The 17,635-nt window shown below is 72.1% G+C and carries 13 protein-coding genes; 8 read left to right on the top strand and 5 right to left on the bottom strand.

Annotation, left to right across the window (positions count from 1 at the left end; translation table 11 throughout):
* Positions 1-76: 76 nt before the first annotated feature.
* A complete protein-coding gene (locus KY661_RS19090; protein ID WP_225411559.1) occupies positions 77-1,543 on the bottom strand; it encodes a sensor histidine kinase in 1,467 nt (488 codons plus the stop codon).
* Between the two features lie 168 nt (positions 1,544-1,711).
* Positions 1,712-2,257, bottom strand: coding sequence for an ATP synthase F1 subunit delta (gene atpH / locus KY661_RS19085; protein ID WP_225411558.1), 546 nt, complete (start codon positions 2,255-2,257; stop codon positions 1,712-1,714).
* Between the two features lie 202 nt (positions 2,258-2,459).
* Between atpH and KY661_RS19080 the strand changes: the two genes are divergently transcribed.
* The 4 genes from KY661_RS19080 to KY661_RS19065 all read left to right on the top strand — a co-directional run bounded on the left by KY661_RS19080 (position 2,460) and on the right by KY661_RS19065 (position 9,403).
* The gene (locus KY661_RS19080) at positions 2,460-4,280 is read left to right on the top strand and encodes an Hsp70 family protein (protein WP_225411557.1); all 1,821 of its coding nucleotides are present in this window, start codon (positions 2,460-2,462) and stop codon (positions 4,278-4,280) included.
* A 138-nt stretch (positions 4,281-4,418) separates the two neighbouring features.
* Positions 4,419-5,585: a TIGR02266 family protein gene (locus tag KY661_RS19075; RefSeq protein ID WP_225411556.1), complete on the top strand. Its 1,167-nt coding sequence runs from the start codon at positions 4,419-4,421 to the stop codon at positions 5,583-5,585.
* A gap of 135 nt (positions 5,586-5,720) precedes the next feature.
* Complete coding sequence (locus KY661_RS19070) at positions 5,721-7,862, top strand: beta-propeller domain-containing protein (RefSeq protein WP_225411555.1); 2,142 nt, start codon at positions 5,721-5,723, stop codon at positions 7,860-7,862.
* Between the two features lie 164 nt (positions 7,863-8,026).
* Entirely contained in the window at positions 8,027-9,403 is a 1,377-nt protein-coding gene (locus tag KY661_RS19065) for an MATE family efflux transporter (protein WP_225411554.1), read from the top strand.
* Between the two features lie 14 nt (positions 9,404-9,417).
* Here KY661_RS19065 and KY661_RS19060 read toward each other — a convergent pair whose 3' ends face one another.
* Together KY661_RS19060 and KY661_RS19055 are read right to left on the bottom strand one after the other, a co-directional pair.
* Positions 9,418-10,131, bottom strand: coding sequence for an esterase family protein (locus KY661_RS19060; RefSeq protein ID WP_225411553.1), 714 nt, complete (start codon positions 10,129-10,131; stop codon positions 9,418-9,420).
* 115 nt (positions 10,132-10,246) lie between these two features.
* On the bottom strand, positions 10,247-10,837 hold the full coding sequence (locus KY661_RS19055) for a hypothetical protein (protein WP_225411552.1): 591 nt from the start codon (positions 10,835-10,837) through the stop codon (positions 10,247-10,249).
* A 58-nt stretch (positions 10,838-10,895) separates the two neighbouring features.
* On the opposite strand from KY661_RS19055, the gene KY661_RS19050 reads away from it, so the two are divergent.
* The 4 genes from KY661_RS19050 (at position 10,896) to KY661_RS19035 (ending at position 16,977) form a co-directional block, all read left to right on the top strand.
* Positions 10,896-12,062: an AAA family ATPase gene (locus tag KY661_RS19050; RefSeq protein WP_225411551.1), complete on the top strand. Its 1,167-nt coding sequence runs from the start codon at positions 10,896-10,898 to the stop codon at positions 12,060-12,062.
* Between the two features lie 63 nt (positions 12,063-12,125).
* A complete protein-coding gene (locus KY661_RS19045; protein ID WP_225411550.1) occupies positions 12,126-12,587 on the top strand; it encodes a bpX5 domain-containing protein in 462 nt (153 codons plus the stop codon).
* Positions 12,584-14,380, top strand: a complete 1,797-nt coding sequence (locus KY661_RS19040; RefSeq protein WP_225411549.1) for a hypothetical protein — start codon at positions 12,584-12,586, stop codon at positions 14,378-14,380. Before KY661_RS19045 ends, KY661_RS19040 begins: the two co-directional genes overlap by 4 nt.
* Positions 14,377-16,977 carry a bpX6 domain-containing protein gene (locus KY661_RS19035; protein ID WP_225411548.1) on the top strand — a complete coding sequence of 867 codons (2,601 nt, stop codon included), beginning with the start codon at positions 14,377-14,379 and terminating at the stop codon, positions 16,975-16,977. The genes KY661_RS19040 and KY661_RS19035 overlap by 4 nt, the downstream gene beginning before the upstream one ends.
* On the opposite strand, the gene KY661_RS19030 is transcribed toward KY661_RS19035, so the two are convergent.
* Entirely contained in the window at positions 16,974-17,540 is a 567-nt protein-coding gene (locus KY661_RS19030) for a hypothetical protein (protein WP_225411547.1), read from the bottom strand. The two genes, KY661_RS19035 and KY661_RS19030, sit on opposite strands and share 4 nt — an antisense overlap.
* Positions 17,541-17,635: the final 95 nt, after the last annotated feature.

Genomic DNA, 17,635 nt, shown 5'->3' with positions numbered 1-17,635 from the left:
CGATCCGTTGGAGGCGCCCCCGCCGCTTATTGGCCCGGTAAGCCCTATATAAGGAGGCGCGCGCCCGGAAAGGCCCTCAGTACACGGGGGCCTGGCGGGGCAGCCAGACCTTGAAGCACGTGCCCCGCTCGAGCGAGGACTCCACGGTGATGCGCCCCCCGTGCGCCTCGGCGATCCGCCGCGAGAGGTAGAGCCCCAGGCCCATGCCCTCCCGGCCCTGCTTGCGGCCCTTGCGGAACGGCTCGAAGAGCGCCTCGTGCTCCTCGGGCAGCAGGGGGGGGCCCTTGTCGAGCACCGCCAGGGTGACGCCGTCCTGCCGACCCTTCGCGCTCAGCTCCACCGGGTTGCCCGACGGGCTGTGCTGGAGCGCATTGGAGAGCAGGATTTCCAGCAGCTGGGTCAGCCGCGTCTCGTCCCACTGGCCTCGGAGGTCCCCCTCGACGGCGCGGATGAGCGGGCGCTCCGGGTGGGCCTTCTGCTGCTCCTCCATGGCGCGCGCCATGGCCGTCTCCAGGGACATGGGGGCGGGGTTGAGCGGCAGGCTGCCCGTCATCCGGGCACGGATGAAGTCCAGCAGCTCCCGGAGCATCCGGTCCATGCGCCGCGCGGCGTGGGTGAGCTGGCGCGCCGCCGGGCCATCCTCCAGCTTGCCCTCCTGCTGGAGGTGGTTCAGCCCCAGGTGAAGCGACTTCAGGGGCGCGCTCAGCTCATGGCCCACCACGCCCAGGAGCTGCTCGCGGAAGGACTCGTCGCGCGCCGCGGCCTCCTGCGCCGCCTTGTGGCCGCTGATGTTCCACAGGGCCACCAGCCGGGCCCGCTGGCCGCGGTAGTCCACCTCCCGGGCCACCACCTGGAGCGGGATGCGCCGGCCGTCCCGGCGCAGGCCGAAGACTTCATAGGGCGTGTCGGTGCCCTTGCGCACCGCCTCGGTAAACACAGGGCGGGACTCCGGCGCGGTCCAGTTCATCAGCTGGTCGCCGATCAGCTCCTCGGGCGAGCAGTCGAAGAGCGAGGCGCAGCCCCGGCTCACATCCAGCAGCGTGCCCCCCTGGTGGATGATGTACCCATCGCAGGAGATGTCCACGAGCGACTTCATGCACTCGGCGCTCTGCTGCAGGAAGTTCTGCTCGCGCACCTGCTGCGTTTCGTCCTGCGCCAGCAGCGTCAGGCCGGATTGCAGCCCGCCGGCCACCGCGGGCAGGAGGCTCACCCGGAGGTGCAGCGCCGCGCCCTCGGGCGTCGTGCACGTCAGCGCCGTGCCGGAGATGACTTCCCCCTTGAGCGCCCGGGCGCACAGCGCCATCAGGGGCGTGGACAGCGCCGGCCACAGCTCGCCCACCGCGCGTCCCAACTGGGCCGCCAGCGGCCGTCCCACCAGGGCCGCGAAGGTGTCATTCGCCCACCGCAGGCGCAGCTCCCGGTCCAGGAAGCCGAGCGCCCAACCTGGCGCGTTCAGCAGGGCTTGAATGAAAGGCCGGCCGTCTTCAGGCACCGCGGGCAGCAGTGTCCCATCAAGGGGGCGGGGAAAAACGGGCTGCTCCATGTGCAGATTGGCCTGGATTCGAGGGCTTGGTCCGAGGGGGACGGACCCACTATAGCGCCTTCGAACCCCGCTGGAAATACCGGGCTTCCCGGATGCACGGGAGTAAAGCCAGACCTGGCACGTAGGGGAGCGGCCCGCCAGCGGGTACTCCCCTTGGTAGGCCGGTGGCTACTGCTGCTTGAGCTGGCGGCGCATCTGCTCCAGCTGGGTGCGCAGGCTGCCGTCATAGAGGACGCTGCCCACCTGCGCGGCCGCGCCGCCCAGCAGGGACGGGTCCACCTTCTGCTCGAGGATGACGTCGCGCTGGGTGAGCTGCTGGAGGTTCTTGCGCAGCTGCTCCAGGGTGTCCGGCGCCAGGGGGGCGGCGCTGGTGACCTGGCCCCGCACCCGGCCGGCGCGCGCGTCGGCCATCTCGCGGAACACCCGCGCGACGTCCGGCAGGTAGATGAGCCGGTTGCGCTCCACCAGGAGCCGCAGGGTGTTGGCCAGGATCGGGTCCAGGTTGCCGGCCAGTTGGATCAACGACTCCACCACCTGGGCGCGCTGGGCGCGGCTGTAGGCGGGGTTGAGGAGCACGTCCGACAACTCGGGGCTCTTCTCGAAGGCCTTCACGAGGGAATCCAACTGCGTGGCAACGGCATCGGTGCGCTGCGACTCGGCGGTGACGTCGAGAAGCGCGCGGGCGTAACGGCGGGCAATGGACACGTTCACCATGGCGGCGGCGGCCTTAGCATGGCCTCCCCGGCGGGGCAACGCCTGGGGCGGACCGAGGCCCCCGGCCCCCCGTTTTCCACTGGGGAACGCGGGCTCCGCCTCTGGGGAGGGGGGAGGGTCCGGTTCCAGGTAATTCAGGACAGGCACGACTTGGCGTTCAAAGGGGGAGCCCTTAGCTAGGGCTCCCGGGGGGGACGCTGTCATGCAAGAGCCTGTCATCGGGATTGACCTGGGGACCACCAACAGTGCCGTGGCCACGGTGGAGAGAGGCCGGGCGCGCCTCATTCCTTCCCGGGCGGGGGGGCGGCTGACGCCCTCCATCGTAGGGCTGACGCGGGAGGGGGCGCGCGCGGTGGGGCTCGCCGCGCAGCGGCTGGCGGAAGTCCAGCCGGACGCGGTGGTGTGGGCCACCAAGCGCTTCCTGGGGCGGCGCTGCACGCCGGAGCTGGTGCAGCGCTCGCGGCTGCTGGTGCCCTTCCCGCTGCTGCCCGGGCCCACGGGGGATGTGCGGGTGCGCCTGGCGGGCCGGGCGCTGCCTGTCACCCAGGTGGCCGCCATGGTGCTGGGCGAGCTGAAGCTGGACGCGGAGGCGGACCTGGGCAGGCCGGTGCGCCGCTGCGTCATCACCGTGCCGGCCCACTATGACGACAACCAGCGCTCGGCCACGCGCGAGGCGGCCGCCATCGCGGGGCTGGACGTCATGCGGCTGGTCAACGAGCCCACGGCGGCGGCGCTCGCCTACGGGTTGGCGAGCGGCTTCGAGGGCAACGCGCTGGTGTTCGACCTGGGCGGCGGCACCTTCGACGTGTCCATCCTGGAGGTGAAGGACGGCGTCTTCGAGGTGAAGGCGACCGGAGGGGACCCGGCGCTGGGGGGCGAGGACTTCGATCAGCGCATCGTCCAGTGGCTGCTCGCGCAGGTGGAGGGCTCCTTCCGGGAGACGGTGAGCCAGGACGCGGCCTCGATGCGCAAGCTGAAGGTGGCGGCGGAGGCGGCCAAGCGCGAGCTGAGCGAGTACGAGGAGGCGCTCATCTCCGTGGGCGAGCTGGGGGACTCCACCGCGCCGGGCACGCCGCGGTGGACCCGGGTGGAGACGGTGCTCACCCGCGGCTTCTTCGAGACGCTGTCCGAGCCGCTGTCGCGCCGCTGCCTGACGGTGTGCGAGTCGGTGATGCGCGAGGCGAAGATGAGCCCCCGCTCGGTGGACGCGGTGCTGCTGGTGGGAGGCATGACGCGGGTGCCGCTGGTGCGGCGGCTGGTGCAGGACTTCTTCGGCCGGGTGCCCACCACGGAGCTGAACCCGGACGAGGCCGTGGCGCTGGGGGCCGCGGTGCAGGCGCACGAGCTGGCCACCCAGTCCGGCGCGGCGCTGCTCCTGGACGTGGCGGGGCAGTCGCTGGGCGTCGGCGTGCTGGGCGGGCGCGTCAAACGCCTCATCGCCAAGAACACGAACGTGCCGGTGGTGACGCGCGAAATCTTCCTGCCCGGGCGCTCGGGCCAGGCCGAGGCGCGCATCCCCATCTACCAGGGCGAGAGCGAGTTCCAGGACGAGAACCACAAGCTGGGCGAGGTGGTGTTGCGCAACCTCCAGGTGGGCTACCGCTCGGACATTCAGCTGGAAGTCACCTTCACGCTCTCCAGCGAAGGCCTGCTCTCGGTGCGCGCGGTGGACCTGTCGAGCGGCCGGGTGGAGCAGGTGCGGCTGGAGGCGCGCAACAGCCTGCCGGTGGCGGAGGCGCAGTCGCTCTCGCGCGAGCAGGCGCGGTACGCCAGCGTCCAGGCCCAGCAGGAGGGGCGCCGGGCGGAGGAGCTGCTGCGGCGGCTGATGGAGCGGGGCGAGAAGCTCGCGCGCATCCTCCAGCGCACCGCCCAGGAGAGCCCAGGCGCCGAGGCCCGCTTCGCCGTGGGCACCATGCGCAGCCTGCTGGACAACGGCCGCGCCGCGCTCCAGGCCGGCAACATCGAGCAGTGTGCCCGTATCGCACGTCAGCTCACCACGGTGCTCACGGGCCGTCCGGCCTGAGCCCCCTCCAGGACTGTTCACCATTCAGCAGTTCCCGCCGCGGGCTGTCCTGCCGCGCACTGCGGCGAGCCTCTCACCTGCGCAGGGCCCTGGGGGGTGCATGGCGGTTCGGCCGGGCCTGTCCTACCGAGAAGGGCCATGGGCTTGCTCTTCTCACGGGACGAGGTTTTCGTTGTCGATGACTGCCGGGTGACACGTGCGATGGTGTGCGACCACCTGTCCCGTCTGGGCTGCGAGCCGGTGCCGCTGGAGAGTGGGGCGGCCTGCATGGAGGCGCTGGAGAAGCGGGTGCCCGCGCTGGTGCTGATGGACCTGCGGATGGAGGGAATGCAGGGGGACGAGGCGTGCCGCCAGGTGAAGGCGCACCCGGTGGCCCGCGGCGTGCCCGTCGTCATGCTCACGGGGGCCAGCGCGCCGCACGAGGTGATGCTCTGCTCTCGTGCGGGCGCGGATGACTTTCTGCCCAAGCCCGTGGACATCGAGGCGCTGACGGCCAAGGTGCTGGCGGTGCGCGCGGCGCGCGAGCACGCCCGGCAGGGGCCCCCCGCGGGCTTCGGCGTGCTGCTGGCCGAGGGCAGCCGCTCGCTGGGCGCGTTCCTGGGCGGGGCGCTGCAGCACGAGGGCTTCCACCTGCTGTGCACGAGCCACCCGAAGGAGGCGCTCGCGCAGGCCGCGGCGCACGAGGCCCGGGTGGACAGCCTCGTCGTCGACGTGTCGCGCAGCTTCACCTCCGACGATGGGCTGGCGCTGGCGGCGCGGCTCCGGGACATCTGCCCGCGCAAGCCCCTGGTGCTGGTCTCCAGCGTGGAGGAGCCCGCGGAGGTGCATGCCCGCGCCCAGGAGCTGTCGGGCGGGCCGCTGCTGGAGCGGCGGCACCTGACGCCCGGGGTGCTGGTGTCCCGCGTGCTGGAGCGCATCTGCCCGGGGCTCGCCTCGGTGCGCGCCGCGGAGCGTGTGCCCCTGTTCTCCGTGGTGGAGTTCTCCGCGCGCAGCGGCTCCACGCTGACGGGCTTCAGCTCGGACGCGAGCCCCGAGGGGCTCTTCGTGCGCACCCTCACCCCGGCCAGGGCCGGCACGCGGCTGTCCCTGCGGGTGATGCTCGCGGGCCAGCGCGCCCCCTCCCAGGTGGAGGCCCTCGTCGTCTGGTCCAACCCCCTGCGGCGCGGCTCGGCGTTCCAGTCCCCCGCGGGCATGGGGCTGCGCCTGGAGCGCGTGGACACGCACATGGCGATGCAGCTGCAGCGCTTCGTGCCCCGCGCTCACGGTTTTTCACTCGCGGCTCCCCGGCGGCCCTCAACTTTCTGAGAGCCCCGAGGGGGCTTAACTCCCCGGAATTCCAAGTGCTCCCCCCTGGCATGCCCGTGGCAGGGAATGCCAGCGCTGCGAGCGCCTTCCCACCGTGGGACGGGCTCGGTTGGGCCGGAGCGCTTGGAGGGACGTATGACGTGGAGATGGGGAAGCGTGGGATTGGCCCTGGTGGCCGTGGGGTGTGGTGGCGAGGGGGACTGGGAGCGGCCGCCCAATCAGCCGGTGCGCAGCGAGGCGCGGCTGGAGAGCTTCGCCGGGTGCGAGGAGCTGGAGTCCTACATCGAGGACACCGCCGTGCTCGACATGCGCACCCAGCTGAGCTGGCAGGGCTATTGGTTTGGCGGTGGCGTGGGCGGGGGCCGCGGCCCGGACATGGGCAACGGCACCCCTCCTCCCATGGCGGAGCCGAGCCCCGGTACGGGCGCGCCTGAGGGGGGCGAGGACTCGGCGGGGGGCCCGGGGAACCACACCGGCACCAACAACCAGGTGGCGGGGGTGGACGAAGCGGACTTCGTGAAGAACGACGGGACGCGCATCTTCGTCATCTCCGGCCAGAAGCTGTACGTGCACAAGTCCTGGCCCGCCGCGTCCCTGCAAGCGCTGAGCAACCTCACGCTGGAGGGCTACCCGCGGGAGATGTTCCTCACGGATCAGAACCAGGTCATCGTCTTCTCGGGCATCGCGCTGCCCACGGAGGGCCAGGACTCGGACGCCAAGCCGGGCTCGGGCGCGGGCGCCCCGATGCCGGGAGGCAGGGAGCCGGCGCCGGGCGATGTGAGCATCGGGGTGCCCTGGTTCGGCGTGGGGGCGACGAAGGTGACGGTGGTGGACGTGTCGGACCCCACCGCCCCCCACGTCGCGGATGAGCTGTACCTGCCGGGCACCTACACGAACGCGCGCCGCTCGAACGGCACGGTGCGGGTGCTGCTCAGCGACAACTTCCGGTGGCCCGAGGGCGTGCAGTGGTACCCGGACGGGAACATCTCCTCCGAGGCGCAGTACAAGAAGGCGCTCCAAGCGCTGATGAAGAAGAACGAGCGCATCATCCGGGCGCGCTCGCTGGAGCATTGGCTGCCGCGTGCCTCGCACAAGGCCCCGGATGGCGCGAAGACCGAGCTGGCGTATGACTGCCAGCGCTTCTACCGCAGCAACGCGCCCGCCCAGCTGGGCTTCGTCACCGTGGCCACGCTGAACCTGGAGGGCGCCGGCACGCTCGCGCTGAGCAACACCCACCTGCTGGCCCCGCCGGGAGAGCTCTACGCCTCCGAGGACTCGCTCTACCTGGCCAACCCCCACTGGTGGATGTGGCCTGAGCAAGGCCAGAAGCGCTACTCATACCTGCACAAGTTCGACCTTCGCCAGCCGGGCGAAGCCCGCTATGTGGGCAGCGGCGTGGTGGAGGGCTCGCTGCTCAACCAGTTCAGCATGGATGAGCACGAGGGCGTGCTCCGGGTGGCCACCACCCTGTCCACGCTGGAGATCAATGACAGCACGCCCTGGGGCCGCGAGAAGCTCTCCAGCCGCATCACCACCTTCCGCGAGGAGGCGGGGCTGCTCAAGGAAGTGGGCCGCAGCGTGGATCTGGCCGAGGACGAGCGGATCTACAGCGCCCGGTTCGTGGGCCCCAAGGGCTACGTTGTGACATTCCGGCAAACCGATCCGCTCTTCACCTTTGATTTGTCGGATCCCCTCCACCCGCACAAGGTGGGGGAGCTGAAGGTGCCGGGCTTCTCCACGTATATCCACCCGATGGGAGACACCCACCTGCTCACCATTGGACAGCACGTGCCGGAGGGGCCCAACGATACGAGCGTCCCGGGGCTGAAGCTCTCCCTGTTCGACGTGTCGGACATGAGCGCGCCCACGGAAGCCTTCACCCTGCGCGTGGCCTCGCCCTCGGCATGGAGCGACGCGTCATACGACCACAAAGCATTCAACTTCTTCGCGGAGAAGGGACTGCTGGCCATTCCCATCGTGGAATACTCGTACGCTCCGTCTGATTATTGGTCTGGGTTCCGCAGCGAGCTGAGGGTGTTCCGGGTGAATGCCGCCACGGGCTTCACTCCGGTGGGGACATTGCCCATGTCAGATTTGTATAACGTGAACCCATATAACGGCTGGACGTGGTACTGGAGTCCGGCCGTGCGTCGCAGCGTGATGGCGGATGACTATGTCTACGCCATTGGCGATGCGGGTGTGCGTGTGGCCCACGTGGATACCCTTCAGGTGCCACTGGCCACCGTTCTGCATGAGAGGGGAACGCCCTCTCCGTAGGTTTTATCGCGGTATTTTTCCCCGCGGTCAGGGGAACGGCGGCCGGCCTGCTCGGGGGATGCAGGCCGGCCGTGGCATTTCTGGGGTCAGCCCAGGCCCGGGGCGCGCGTCCCTCTCGCGGCTCGCGCATTTCGCGTGGGAAGACGCTATAGGCCGGCCCTCCCATGAACCCGTCCGTGAAGTCCCGCCGTGAAGAACTCCGCGAGCTGATGCGGCTCGCCGTGCCCATCGCCATCGCCCAGGGCGGCCAGGCGCTCATGGGCCTGGTGGACACACTGGTGGTGGCGCGCGCGGGCACCTCGGCCCTGGCCGCCGTGGGGCTGGCGCACAACCTCTTCTTCGCCATCAGCAGCGTGGGCATCGGGCTGATGATGGGGTTTGATCCGTTGATGGCCCAGGCCTTCGGGGCGAAGAACCCGGACCGGGCCCGGGCCCTGCTGTGGCAGGGCGCCTGGGCAGTGCTCGCCGTGGGGCTCGTGCTGTGGGGCCTCCTGCTGACCCTGCCCTCCCTGCTCCCCCTGGTGGGGTACCAGGAGGAGGCGCTGGAGGGGACGCGCTCCTACCTGCGCTGGCGCGCGCCGGCGCTCATCCCGCTGCTCTTCTTCCTCATGTTCCGCTCGTACCTGCAGTCCGCGGCGAGCGTGCGGCCCCTGATTTTCGCCACGGTGGTGGCGAACGTCTTCAACCTGGGGCTGGGCATCGTGCTCGTCTTCGGGGGCGGCGTGTTGCCCGAGGCGTTCGGACCCCTGCGGCGAATCCCATCCATGGGGGCCAATGGCTCGGCGCTGGCCACGCTGCTGAGCACCGTGCTGGAGATGGGCATCCTCTTGGGCGCGGTGCGCGCGCTGGGCCGGCCGGGCGTCTCGCACAACTGGCGGCCGAGGTGGGCGGACCTCTCGCAGGCCGCGCGGGTGGGGTTGCCCATCGGGCTGCACCTGGCGGCGGAGGTGGGCATCTTCTCGCTGGCGGGCGCCATGGCCTTCCGGATCAGCCCGGAGAGCATGGGCGCGCACCAGATCGCCATCTCCTACGCGAGCGTCTCCTTCACCATCGCCATGGGCATTGGCAACGCGGGCAGCGTGCGCGTGGGCTGGGCGGTGGGGGCGCGCAACACGCCCCAGGCGCGGCGCAGCGGCTTCACCGCCTTCGTGGGCGGCGCGTGCTTCATGCTGCTGTCCGGGCTGGTGTTCGCCGTGTTCCCCCGGCAGATGGCGCAGCTCGCCGGGGCGCCCGCGGAGGTGATTCCGCTCGTGGTGCCGCTGCTCATGGTGAGCGCCGTCTTCCAGGTGTTCGACGGGGTGCAGGGCGTGGGCGCCGGCGTGCTCCGGGGCACGGGCGCCACGCGCTTCACCTTCGTGGCCAACATGGTGGCGCACTATGGGGTGGGGCTGCCGCTCTCCCTGTGGCTGGGCTTCGGGCTGGGGCTGGGCGTGCTGGGCATCTGGTGGGGGCTGTGCGCGGGGCTCATCTGCGTGGCGTTCTCGCTGGTGTGGCGCTTCCACCGGCTCAGCGCGGGCGTGCTGCGCCCCCTGGAGGCATAAGCCCCCGGAGGGGGCTACCCGGGCAGGTACTGGTGGATCATCTGGCGCCAGACGGGCCAGTCATGGGTGCCGCCGCCCCAGACGGCCAGGTGGTTGCCGATGTCCTGGCGCCACAGGAGGGTGGAGAGGTTCTCGTTGGAGGGGCGGCAGAAGTCGTGCTCGCCCACCGCGAGGATCATCTCCACCTTCTGGAGCGCGGCGCGCTGGGCGCCATCCGAGAGCCCGTTGAGCCACTGCATGCTCGAATGGAAGTACACGCTCTCGTCCTGGTAGCCGTCGAGGAAGTCCTCCGTCTCGAACTTGCCGCCCATGGAGAGCAGCCGCCGGAACACGTTCGGGTAGCGCAGCCCCACATTATAGGTGTGGAAGCCGCCGAAGCTGCACCCGGCCAGCGTCAGCCGCCCGCCCGTGCTGCGGCTGCGCACCAGGGGCACTACCTCGTTGAGCAGGTAGGACTCCCACGCGGCGTGGCGGGCCACGCGGTCATGCGGGTGGATGCCGGTGTTGAACCAGCTCTCCTCGTCCACCGAGTCCGCGCACACCACGAGGTAGCGGCCCGACTGGATGCGGTCCGCGATGGCGCCAATCAACCCGAAGTCCTCGGCCTGGTAGAAGCGGCCCTTGCTGGTGGGCAGCAGCAGCACGGGCTCTCCCGAGTGCCCGTAGAGCAGCAGCTCCATGTCCCGGCCCAGACGCTCGCTGTACCAGCGGTGGTATTCGCGATTCATAGGAGCGGAACCTTAAATGCCCGGGCGAGGGGCCACGGGCCGGAACGCGCGGCGCGGCGCGGGCCCGGGCAGGCGAACGTCCGGCACTGGACAACCGCCGGGCCGGGGGCTCCGCTCAGAAGCGCAGGGTGGGGCCCAGGAGGATGTTGTTGATGGGCTTGGCGCAGCGCTTGTCCGCGGCCTGCTCGTAGCGCACGTCACACCACTGCCAGGAGGTGGCCGCGGTGATGCCCAGGTGGTCGCCCAGCCACCAGTCGAGGCCGAAGCGCACCGCGGCGCTCATGTTGGCGAACTCCTGCCGGATGAGCTGGCCGAACTCGTCCGGCGTCAGGGGCCGGGAGTCGCTGCGGGCCAGCCGCAGGCCCAGCCAGGGGGAGATCATCCGGTCCCTCAGGACGCGGAAGCGCACCTCCAGGCCGATCTGCTTGTAGTCGAGCTGCACGTGGTGCGCGGAGTCCTCCCGGAGGTTCTCCACCGCCGCGCCCCACGTCTCCGCCCCCTCGACATAGACGCCCAGGGACAGCCCCAGGGGGGCCTCCACGCCGAAGTAGGCGTTGACCGCGGCGCCCTTCGCGTTCCAGTCGCTCAGGTGGTCCAGCGACACCCCCGCTCCCAGGGAGAGGTAGCCTCGCCAGCCTGCTGCCTGGGCGCTTCCCGTGAAGAGCAATACCCCCGCCAGCGCCCCGATCCTCGATACCCGTCGCATCACCCCTGAAGCCTAACCTACTCGGATCCACGCCTCCATCCCCATACACTGCGGCCCCATGTCCCCTTCGCCTCCCCCCTTCGAGTTGGCCGCTGCTTCCCTTCGTGAGGCCCTCGCCGGCGCGGGGCAGGGCCTGGTGGAGCGCGAGGCCATGGTGGAGCTGGTGGCCCTGTCGGCCGTGGCCGGCGAGCACCTGCTCGTCATCGGCCCCCCGGGCACCGCCAAGAGCGAGGCGGTGCGCCGCACCGCGCGCGCCCTGGGCGGCAGCTACTTCGAGTACCTGCTCGGCCGCTTCACCGAGCCCTCGGAAATCTTCGGGCCGGTGGACCTGCGCAAGCTGCGCGACGGGCAGGTGGAGACGGAGACGGCCGGCATGCTGCCGGAGGCGGAGGTGGCGTTCCTGGACGAGGTGTTCCTCGGCTCCACCGCCATCCTCAACACGCTGCTGGGGGTGCTCAACGAGCGGGTGTTCCGGCGGGGCCACACGCGCAAGCCCTGCCCCCTGCGGGTGTGCGTGGGCGCCTCCAACGCGCTGCCCGAGGAGGAGTCGCTGGCGGCCTTCTCGGACCGCTTCCTGGCGCGCATCTTCGTGGAGCCGGTGCCCGATCCCCGGCTGGAGGAGCTGCTGGCCGGGGGGGCCTCGCTGTGGCGGGAGACGGAGGCGCGCGTCGCCTCGCTGGAGGCGCTGGATGTGCTGGCGCGGGTGGCCCAGGAGGCGGATCTCGCGCCGGTGCGCCCCCGCCTGGCGCAGGCGCTGCGCACGCTGCGGAGCGCGGGCATTGGCTTGTCGGACCGGCGGGCCGTAAAGGCGCAGCGGCTCATCGCGGCGGCGGCGGCGCTGGCGGGCCGGCGCACCCCGGGCCCGGCGGACCTCTGGCCGCTCTTCTACGTGGTGCCCACGAAGGAGGGCCAGGAGCTGGCGCGCGAGGTGCTGCGCGAGCTGCTCGCCTCGACGGAGAACCCGGCGCTCGCCGCGGCGGCGCTGGAGGCGAGCGCGGGACCGCTGGCCCGGGCACAGCGCATCGCCCGGGAGGGGCGCCTGCTGCTGTCGGCCCCTCCGGCGGAGGGCACCGAGGGCGGGCGGCCCGCGTGGCGGCTCAAGCTGGAGGGAATCGCCCGCGAGGTGGATGCGGGCTTTGCCCCCGAGGCCCTGCCCCCGGAGCTGCGGGCGCTGCGGGACGAGCTGCGCGCGGTGTTGGAGCGCGAGGCCCCGGCGCGGGCCTGAAGGCGCGGTGCGCCCCCCGAGGCTGCTGGCGGTCCCTGGCACCCGTTCTAGACTGGAGGCCCTGTGAATTCCCCTGTCCCTGCCAGCGCCCCGCCGCGGCTTCCGGTGACGTGGCGCCCAAGGCCGGAGCCGCTGGCCGCGCTCGCCGTCGTGGGGGTGGGCCCGGTGGCGCTCGCGCTCGCGCGCCGGGCGCTGGCTTCGGACGACGGACCGCTCGCCGCGTGGAGCGGGGTGGCGGGCCCGGGCGTGCTCGTGCTGCTCGGAGAGGCCTCCGGGCTGCCCTGGGTGGATGGGGCCGTGTACCTCGGCCGGGAGCCGGCCGCGCCCTCGTTGCTGCTGCCGTGCGCGCTCGCGCCGGACGTGGCCCCCGCGCTGCTCGAGCGGGCGTTGGCCCGGCATGCCGCCGCGGGGGGGCCGCTGGCGGTGCTGCCCCGTTCCGGACACCTGGTGCCGGTGGGCAGCGCGCGGCCCGTGGCGCGGGAAGTGCTCCGTGAATGGGTGCGCGCGGCGGAGGGGCTCCCATGAGCCGCCTGCCGCCCGCCCTGCGCCCCTGGGCCCCCCAATTGGCGATCTTCCCCGAGGACCTGGCGCTGAGCCTGGGCCCTCACGTGGCCCGGCTCTCGGCGGCCATTGGCGCCTTGCGGCCCCGGGGAGAGAGCCGGGGCGGTGAGCCCCAGGGCTACGAGGGCTTGACGCGCCGGGGGCCCTACGAGCGGCTGCTGCTCACCGAGTGGCTCTTCGCCCTGGAGGCCCCCGACGAGTTCGTCCGCCGCGCCGCCTTTGGCGAGCAGGCCTTTCTCCAGCGCGCCTTTCAGCAGCCGCAAGGGGCGCGCCGCACGCTGGTGCTGCTGGACGCGGGGCCGGAGCAACTGGGGACGCCCCGCATCGCCCACCTCGCGCTGCTGATCGTCCTGGCCCGGCGCGCCGCGGCGGCGGGGGCCGGGTTTGCCTGGGGCGTGCTCCAGATGGCGCCCGAGCGGGGGGCCTTCTCCGAGGTGACGCCCGCCACCGTCCAGTCCTGGCTGGAGGCCCGGAGCGCGCATCCCGTCCAGGCCGCGCATGTGGCCCGGTGGCGCGAGGCCCTGGCGCCCGGTCCGGCGCCGGACGATGGGTGGCTCGTGGGCAGTGCCCGGCTCGCCCGGCTCCCGGAGGCCTCGGGCCTGTCCCGGGTGGAAGTCTCCGAGCGGCTGTCCCGGGAGCCCCAGGCGCGGCTCAAGGTGACGGTGGCCCGGGCGGCCCGCCCTCCCGCCACGGTGGAGTTCGAGCTGCCCGCGCCGGAGACGTGCGTCCGCCTGCTGCGAAACCCCTTCGCCACGCACACCGCCGCGCCGGTGCGCCTGGCGGGAGGAGGCGGCCGCATCCGCTCCTTCCACTTCTCCGCGGATGGCACGCGCCTGCTGTTCTTCCGGGAAGATGGGAGCGTGGCGGCGCAGCCCATGCCCCACTCGGCCCGGGCGACCGTTCCCCGGGTGCGGCGCTTCGCGCTCCCGGTGGGGCACCGGCTGGTGGCGGCGGGGTGGCGCCGCAACGGCGGCATGCTCGTGCTGTCCCGGGATGAGGCGATGCTCTGGATTCATGGGGCCCTCCAGGGAGGCTCGGTCCGGAAGCCGCAGGCCATTGCCTATGAAGGCCACGAGGGGCTGCTTCCGGACGCGCCCACCGAGAACCAGCCGCCCGGGTCCGTCCTGGTCCACAGCGAGGAGGACCGGGAGCGGGTGCTGGCGCGGGATGGGGAAGGGCGCCTGTTCCTGGTGAATGCCCAGGGGCCGGTGGTGCTGGCCCGCCGGGTGACGGCCCTGGCCGAGGTCCGGCGCAGGCCCACCTTCGTGATGTGCCCGGGAACCGCACACTTCCGCGAAGGGCTCTGGCTGGGCGTGATGGAGGAGCACCAGCAGCGCAACGTGCCCCTCGGGCCCGGAACCGGCGAGGCGTACTTCGGCTGCTCGGATGTGCTGGGCCACCCGGAGGCGGGGCTCCTCGCCCTGCGGCAGGGCCCCTTTCAATGGGAGGTGCTGCTGGCCCAGGAGCGTGTGGCGATCTCCGTCCCCGCCGGCGCGCAGGTGCTGGGGGTGGCCATCACCCGGGGAACGCGGGGGCGGCCGGGGCTCCTGGTGCTCGAGGCCGACAAGCGCACCTTCCGGCTCGTGAGCCCCGAGGGCGCGCAGGAGGTGACCCAGTCCACGGAGGACGTGGTGCAGGCCGCCTCCAGCCATGGCATGAGCCTGTTCGCGTGGCTGACGGTGAAGGACGAGCTGGCCGTGTGGAACCTGCACGAGGAGGCCATCATCTTCCGCTCCGTGCCGGAGGCGGGGCCATGAGCCACCCAGCGCCCGTGACACCCCGGCAACACGTGCACCGGGGGACCCTCGTGGTGGCGGCCTTCTGGTTCGACCCGGGGTTGCTCGGCGAGCGGGAGGCGCGCGCGCGCGTGCTGGCCGGCTGGACGCCGGGGGTGGGGGTCTTCGAGGTGGCGGGAGGCTGGCTGGTGCGGCTGGCGCATCCCCGGCCTCAGGACTGTGCCACTGCGCCCGGGTTGCCCCTCACGTTGGAGGCGGACGTCCTCCTGTCCGCGCCGCTCTCGGGCCCGGAGCGGAAGCGGCTCGCGCCCCCCGCGGGCTCCGCCGTGTTGATCCGGGCGGGCAGCGCGGAGGTCTTCCGGCTGGAGGGTGCTCGCAAGGTGGACGTGGCGGCGTGGCTGGAGGTGTCGGACTGGAGCCTTCTGCCCGTGAAGGGGCTGGGCGCCGCGCCGCCTCCGGTCCCGGTGCTCGAACCCGCCGCCGTCCCCCCGCGCGGCGCCTTCGGGCCGCGCCTTCCCGAGCCCGCGCCCGAGGCGGAGCGCATGCGGGCACGGATGCAGAAGGGCCTGGGCACCGGGCCCGCTCCGCTCGCCAGGAGGACCGAGGTGCCCCTCTCTTGGAGGCAGCGGTGGCGTGCCTGGCTCCAGCGCCGACGGCGCCCGCCCGCTCCCTCGCCGGGGGGAGGCCCCACGGGGCCCGCTCCTCCCTCCCAGGCCCAGAAGCTCTTCGCGCGGCTCTCCACGTGGGTCCTGCGCAACACGCCCCTGGGGACGCTGCTGGGCCAGCGCCAGGCGGAGTACGTGCGCAAGCTCTTCGACCTGTTCGAACAGGGAGACCTGCAGGAGGCGCTGCGCTACGCCATTCCCCTGGGCGCGCACATGACGGAGACGGAGCGCGTGGCGCTGGGACTGCCCGGGCCCCGGGAGAGCCTCACCATCCGGCCGCGCGCGGCGGGAGCGGCCAGCGTCATGGGCGGAGGCGCCCAGGTCTACAACGCCCTCAAGGCGCGCTACCGGGCGGCCTTCCTGCGCCTGGTGCGAGAGGGCCGGATCGACGAGGCGGCCTTCGTGCTCACGGAGCTGCTGGGGGCGCACGAGGAGGCGGTGTCCTTCCTGGAGATACATGGCCGGCTGCGGCTGGCGGCGGAGCTCGCCGAGGGGCGGGGCCTGCCGCCCGGGTTGGTGGTGCGCCAGTGGCTCCTGGCCCAGGAGCCGCACCGCGCGGTGGCCTTCGCCCGGCGCAGCGGGGCCTTCGCGGACGCGGTGCTGCGGCTGGAGGCCACCCACCATCCCGAGGCGCGCACGCTGCGTCGGCTCTGGGCGGAGATGCTCGCGGAGACGGGCGATGTCCTGCGCGCGGTGACGGTGATCTGGCCCCTGGAGGAAGAGCACCCCCGGGCCCGCGCGTGGCTGGAGCAGGGCATTGCGTTGGGGGGCGTGGGCGGCGCCCGGGCGCTGGCGCGGTGGGTGGCGTTCTTCCCGGACACCTTCGAGGCGGCCCAGGGGCCGGTGATGGCGCTGCTGGAGGACGGCAGCCGGGAGCGGGCGGCCGAGCGGACCGCCTTCGCCACGGGGCTGATCCGGGAGATTCCGGTGGATGTGGCCACGGGCTTCGAGGGGGCCGTGGTGCGCGCGCTGTTGCGGGACAGGGCCGCGGGCCACACGTGGCTGGAGGCGGAGCTCCTCTCGCCCCTGCTGAAGAAGCCGTCCTGTGCCGCGCTGCGCACCGACATGCCCAAGGTGCCCACAGTGTACCGTCCCCCCTGGGAAGAGGAGGCCGGCGCGGGCGTGCTCTCGGAGTTCCTGCCGGTGGCCGAGGCGGGCCCCTATCCCATCCACGACGCGGTGGCGCTGTCGGGCCAGCGCACGCTGCTGGCGCTGGGAGAGGGGGGCGTGCGGCTCATCCGCGCCGACGGCACCTGTGTGGCGCACTTCGATGTGCCGGCCTTCGCGCTGGTGCCCTCGGTGCACGAGGACCGGCTGGTGGCGCTCGCGCCCCGGGGAGAGTTCCAGCGGCTCTCCCGTATCGAGCTGGGCTCCCGCCGCGCGACGCACTGGTGCGATGCGCGGGTGGACGCCTTCGCGCCGAGCCATGATGGCAGCCGGTGGTTCATCGCCCAGGGGGACACCGTCCTCGCGGTGGACGTCCTGGAGGCAGGCGCCTTGCAGGCCCTCTGGCGTGTCTCCGAGCTCGACGGCCCCGTGGTGGCACTGACCGTGGACAGCGAGTGGTTGCGGTTCGCCACCGCGGCGGCCCCCTCGGGGCAGTACTGGAGCTACGCGTTGGAAAACGGCCCCACGCTGCGCTCCCGCAAGGCGCAGCGCGGTGGAACGGACCTGCCCCCCCTGGCCCTGAACACCGGGACGGGGAGGGTGGAGCCGGTGAAGAACTGCGTCTTCTCCGCCCCCTGGACGCTGTGCACCGCCCAGACGGGCACCCAGCAGGAGGCGTTTCTCTACGTCCGGGAAAAGGACCTCCGGGCCCGCCTCGCCTTCGAGGGCGAGGAGCCCGTGGGGGCGCGCTTCTCGGGCGGCGAGCTGCTGCTCTTCGACCGGCTGGGGCGGCTGCTCCGGGTGGACCTGGCCCGAGGCACCGTGCGGCGGGTGCCCCTGGATTAGTGCGTCTCCGGAAGCGGTTCGGGGAGGGGCGCAGGCGGGGGGGCGGGCGCGACGATGCTGACCGCCATGACCGCATCCACCTGGTAGGCCGATATCAGCCCGCCGTTCAGCCGCACGTACCGGTAGGGAATCCCGGCGTTTTTGTATTTCACCGCCGCGACTTCATTGCCTCCCCGGATCTTCGCCAGCTGCAACAGGCTCCGGCTGATGACGCTGCCGTCCGCTCTCAAGAACTCCACCTGGGTCACCAGGCCGATGGAGACACCGCTGTAATAGACCCTCAGGTCGCCCGTGCCCTCTTCGCCCTCGCCCATGTCGAGGACCAGCGAGGCATGAATCAACCCCAGGACGGTGGCCGGCGTCTCATCCGGAGGCCCCAGGGCATTCTCGGCATTGAGCACCTGGGCGTTCTGCTCCGGCGGTGAGGCATTGGCATACAGGCTGCTGGGAGGGGACTCCTCCGTGCGGGGCCCCTGTCCAGGGACCAGGGCGCTGGTGGACCCCGACAGCACCGCCACCATGCCCAGCAGACGATACGCCACGAAACCGTGTGTCTTTTTCATCCCGTCTCCCCCTGTTTGGAGGGTCTTTATTTTCATCGTCTCAATCAAAGACAAACCTGAGCGGAGACGTGACGGGGGGAATGAACAGTTAACGC

It is taken from the genome of Allostigmatella hybrida, assembly GCF_020103775.1.
GTDB classification, from domain to species: Bacteria; Myxococcota; Myxococcia; order Myxococcales; family Myxococcaceae; genus Hyalangium; species Hyalangium aurantiaca.
This window is presented reverse-complemented; position numbering and strand designations above follow the sequence as displayed.

Coding starts and splice junctions, on each gene's coding strand:
- KY661_RS19050 (WP_225411551.1), top strand. CDS start 10,896: ATGTCCCCTTCGCCTCCCCCCTTCGAGTTGGCCGCTGCTTCCCTTCGT.
- KY661_RS19055 (WP_225411552.1), bottom strand. CDS start 10,837: ATGCGACGGGTATCGAGGATCGGGGCGCTGGCGGGGGTATTGCTCTTC.
- atpH (WP_225411558.1), bottom strand. CDS start 2,257: ATGGTGAACGTGTCCATTGCCCGCCGTTACGCCCGCGCGCTTCTCGAC.
- KY661_RS19040 (WP_225411549.1), top strand. CDS start 12,584: ATGAGCCGCCTGCCGCCCGCCCTGCGCCCCTGGGCCCCCCAATTGGCG.
- KY661_RS19035 (WP_225411548.1), top strand. CDS start 14,377: ATGAGCCACCCAGCGCCCGTGACACCCCGGCAACACGTGCACCGGGGG.
- KY661_RS19075 (WP_225411556.1), top strand. CDS start 4,419: ATGGGCTTGCTCTTCTCACGGGACGAGGTTTTCGTTGTCGATGACTGC.
- KY661_RS19070 (WP_225411555.1), top strand. CDS start 5,721: ATGACGTGGAGATGGGGAAGCGTGGGATTGGCCCTGGTGGCCGTGGGG.
- KY661_RS19065 (WP_225411554.1), top strand. CDS start 8,027: ATGAACCCGTCCGTGAAGTCCCGCCGTGAAGAACTCCGCGAGCTGATG.
- KY661_RS19030 (WP_225411547.1), bottom strand. CDS start 17,540: ATGAAAAAGACACACGGTTTCGTGGCGTATCGTCTGCTGGGCATGGTG.
- KY661_RS19090 (WP_225411559.1), bottom strand. CDS start 1,543: ATGGAGCAGCCCGTTTTTCCCCGCCCCCTTGATGGGACACTGCTGCCC.
- KY661_RS19080 (WP_225411557.1), top strand. CDS start 2,460: ATGCAAGAGCCTGTCATCGGGATTGACCTGGGGACCACCAACAGTGCC.
- KY661_RS19060 (WP_225411553.1), bottom strand. CDS start 10,131: ATGAATCGCGAATACCACCGCTGGTACAGCGAGCGTCTGGGCCGGGAC.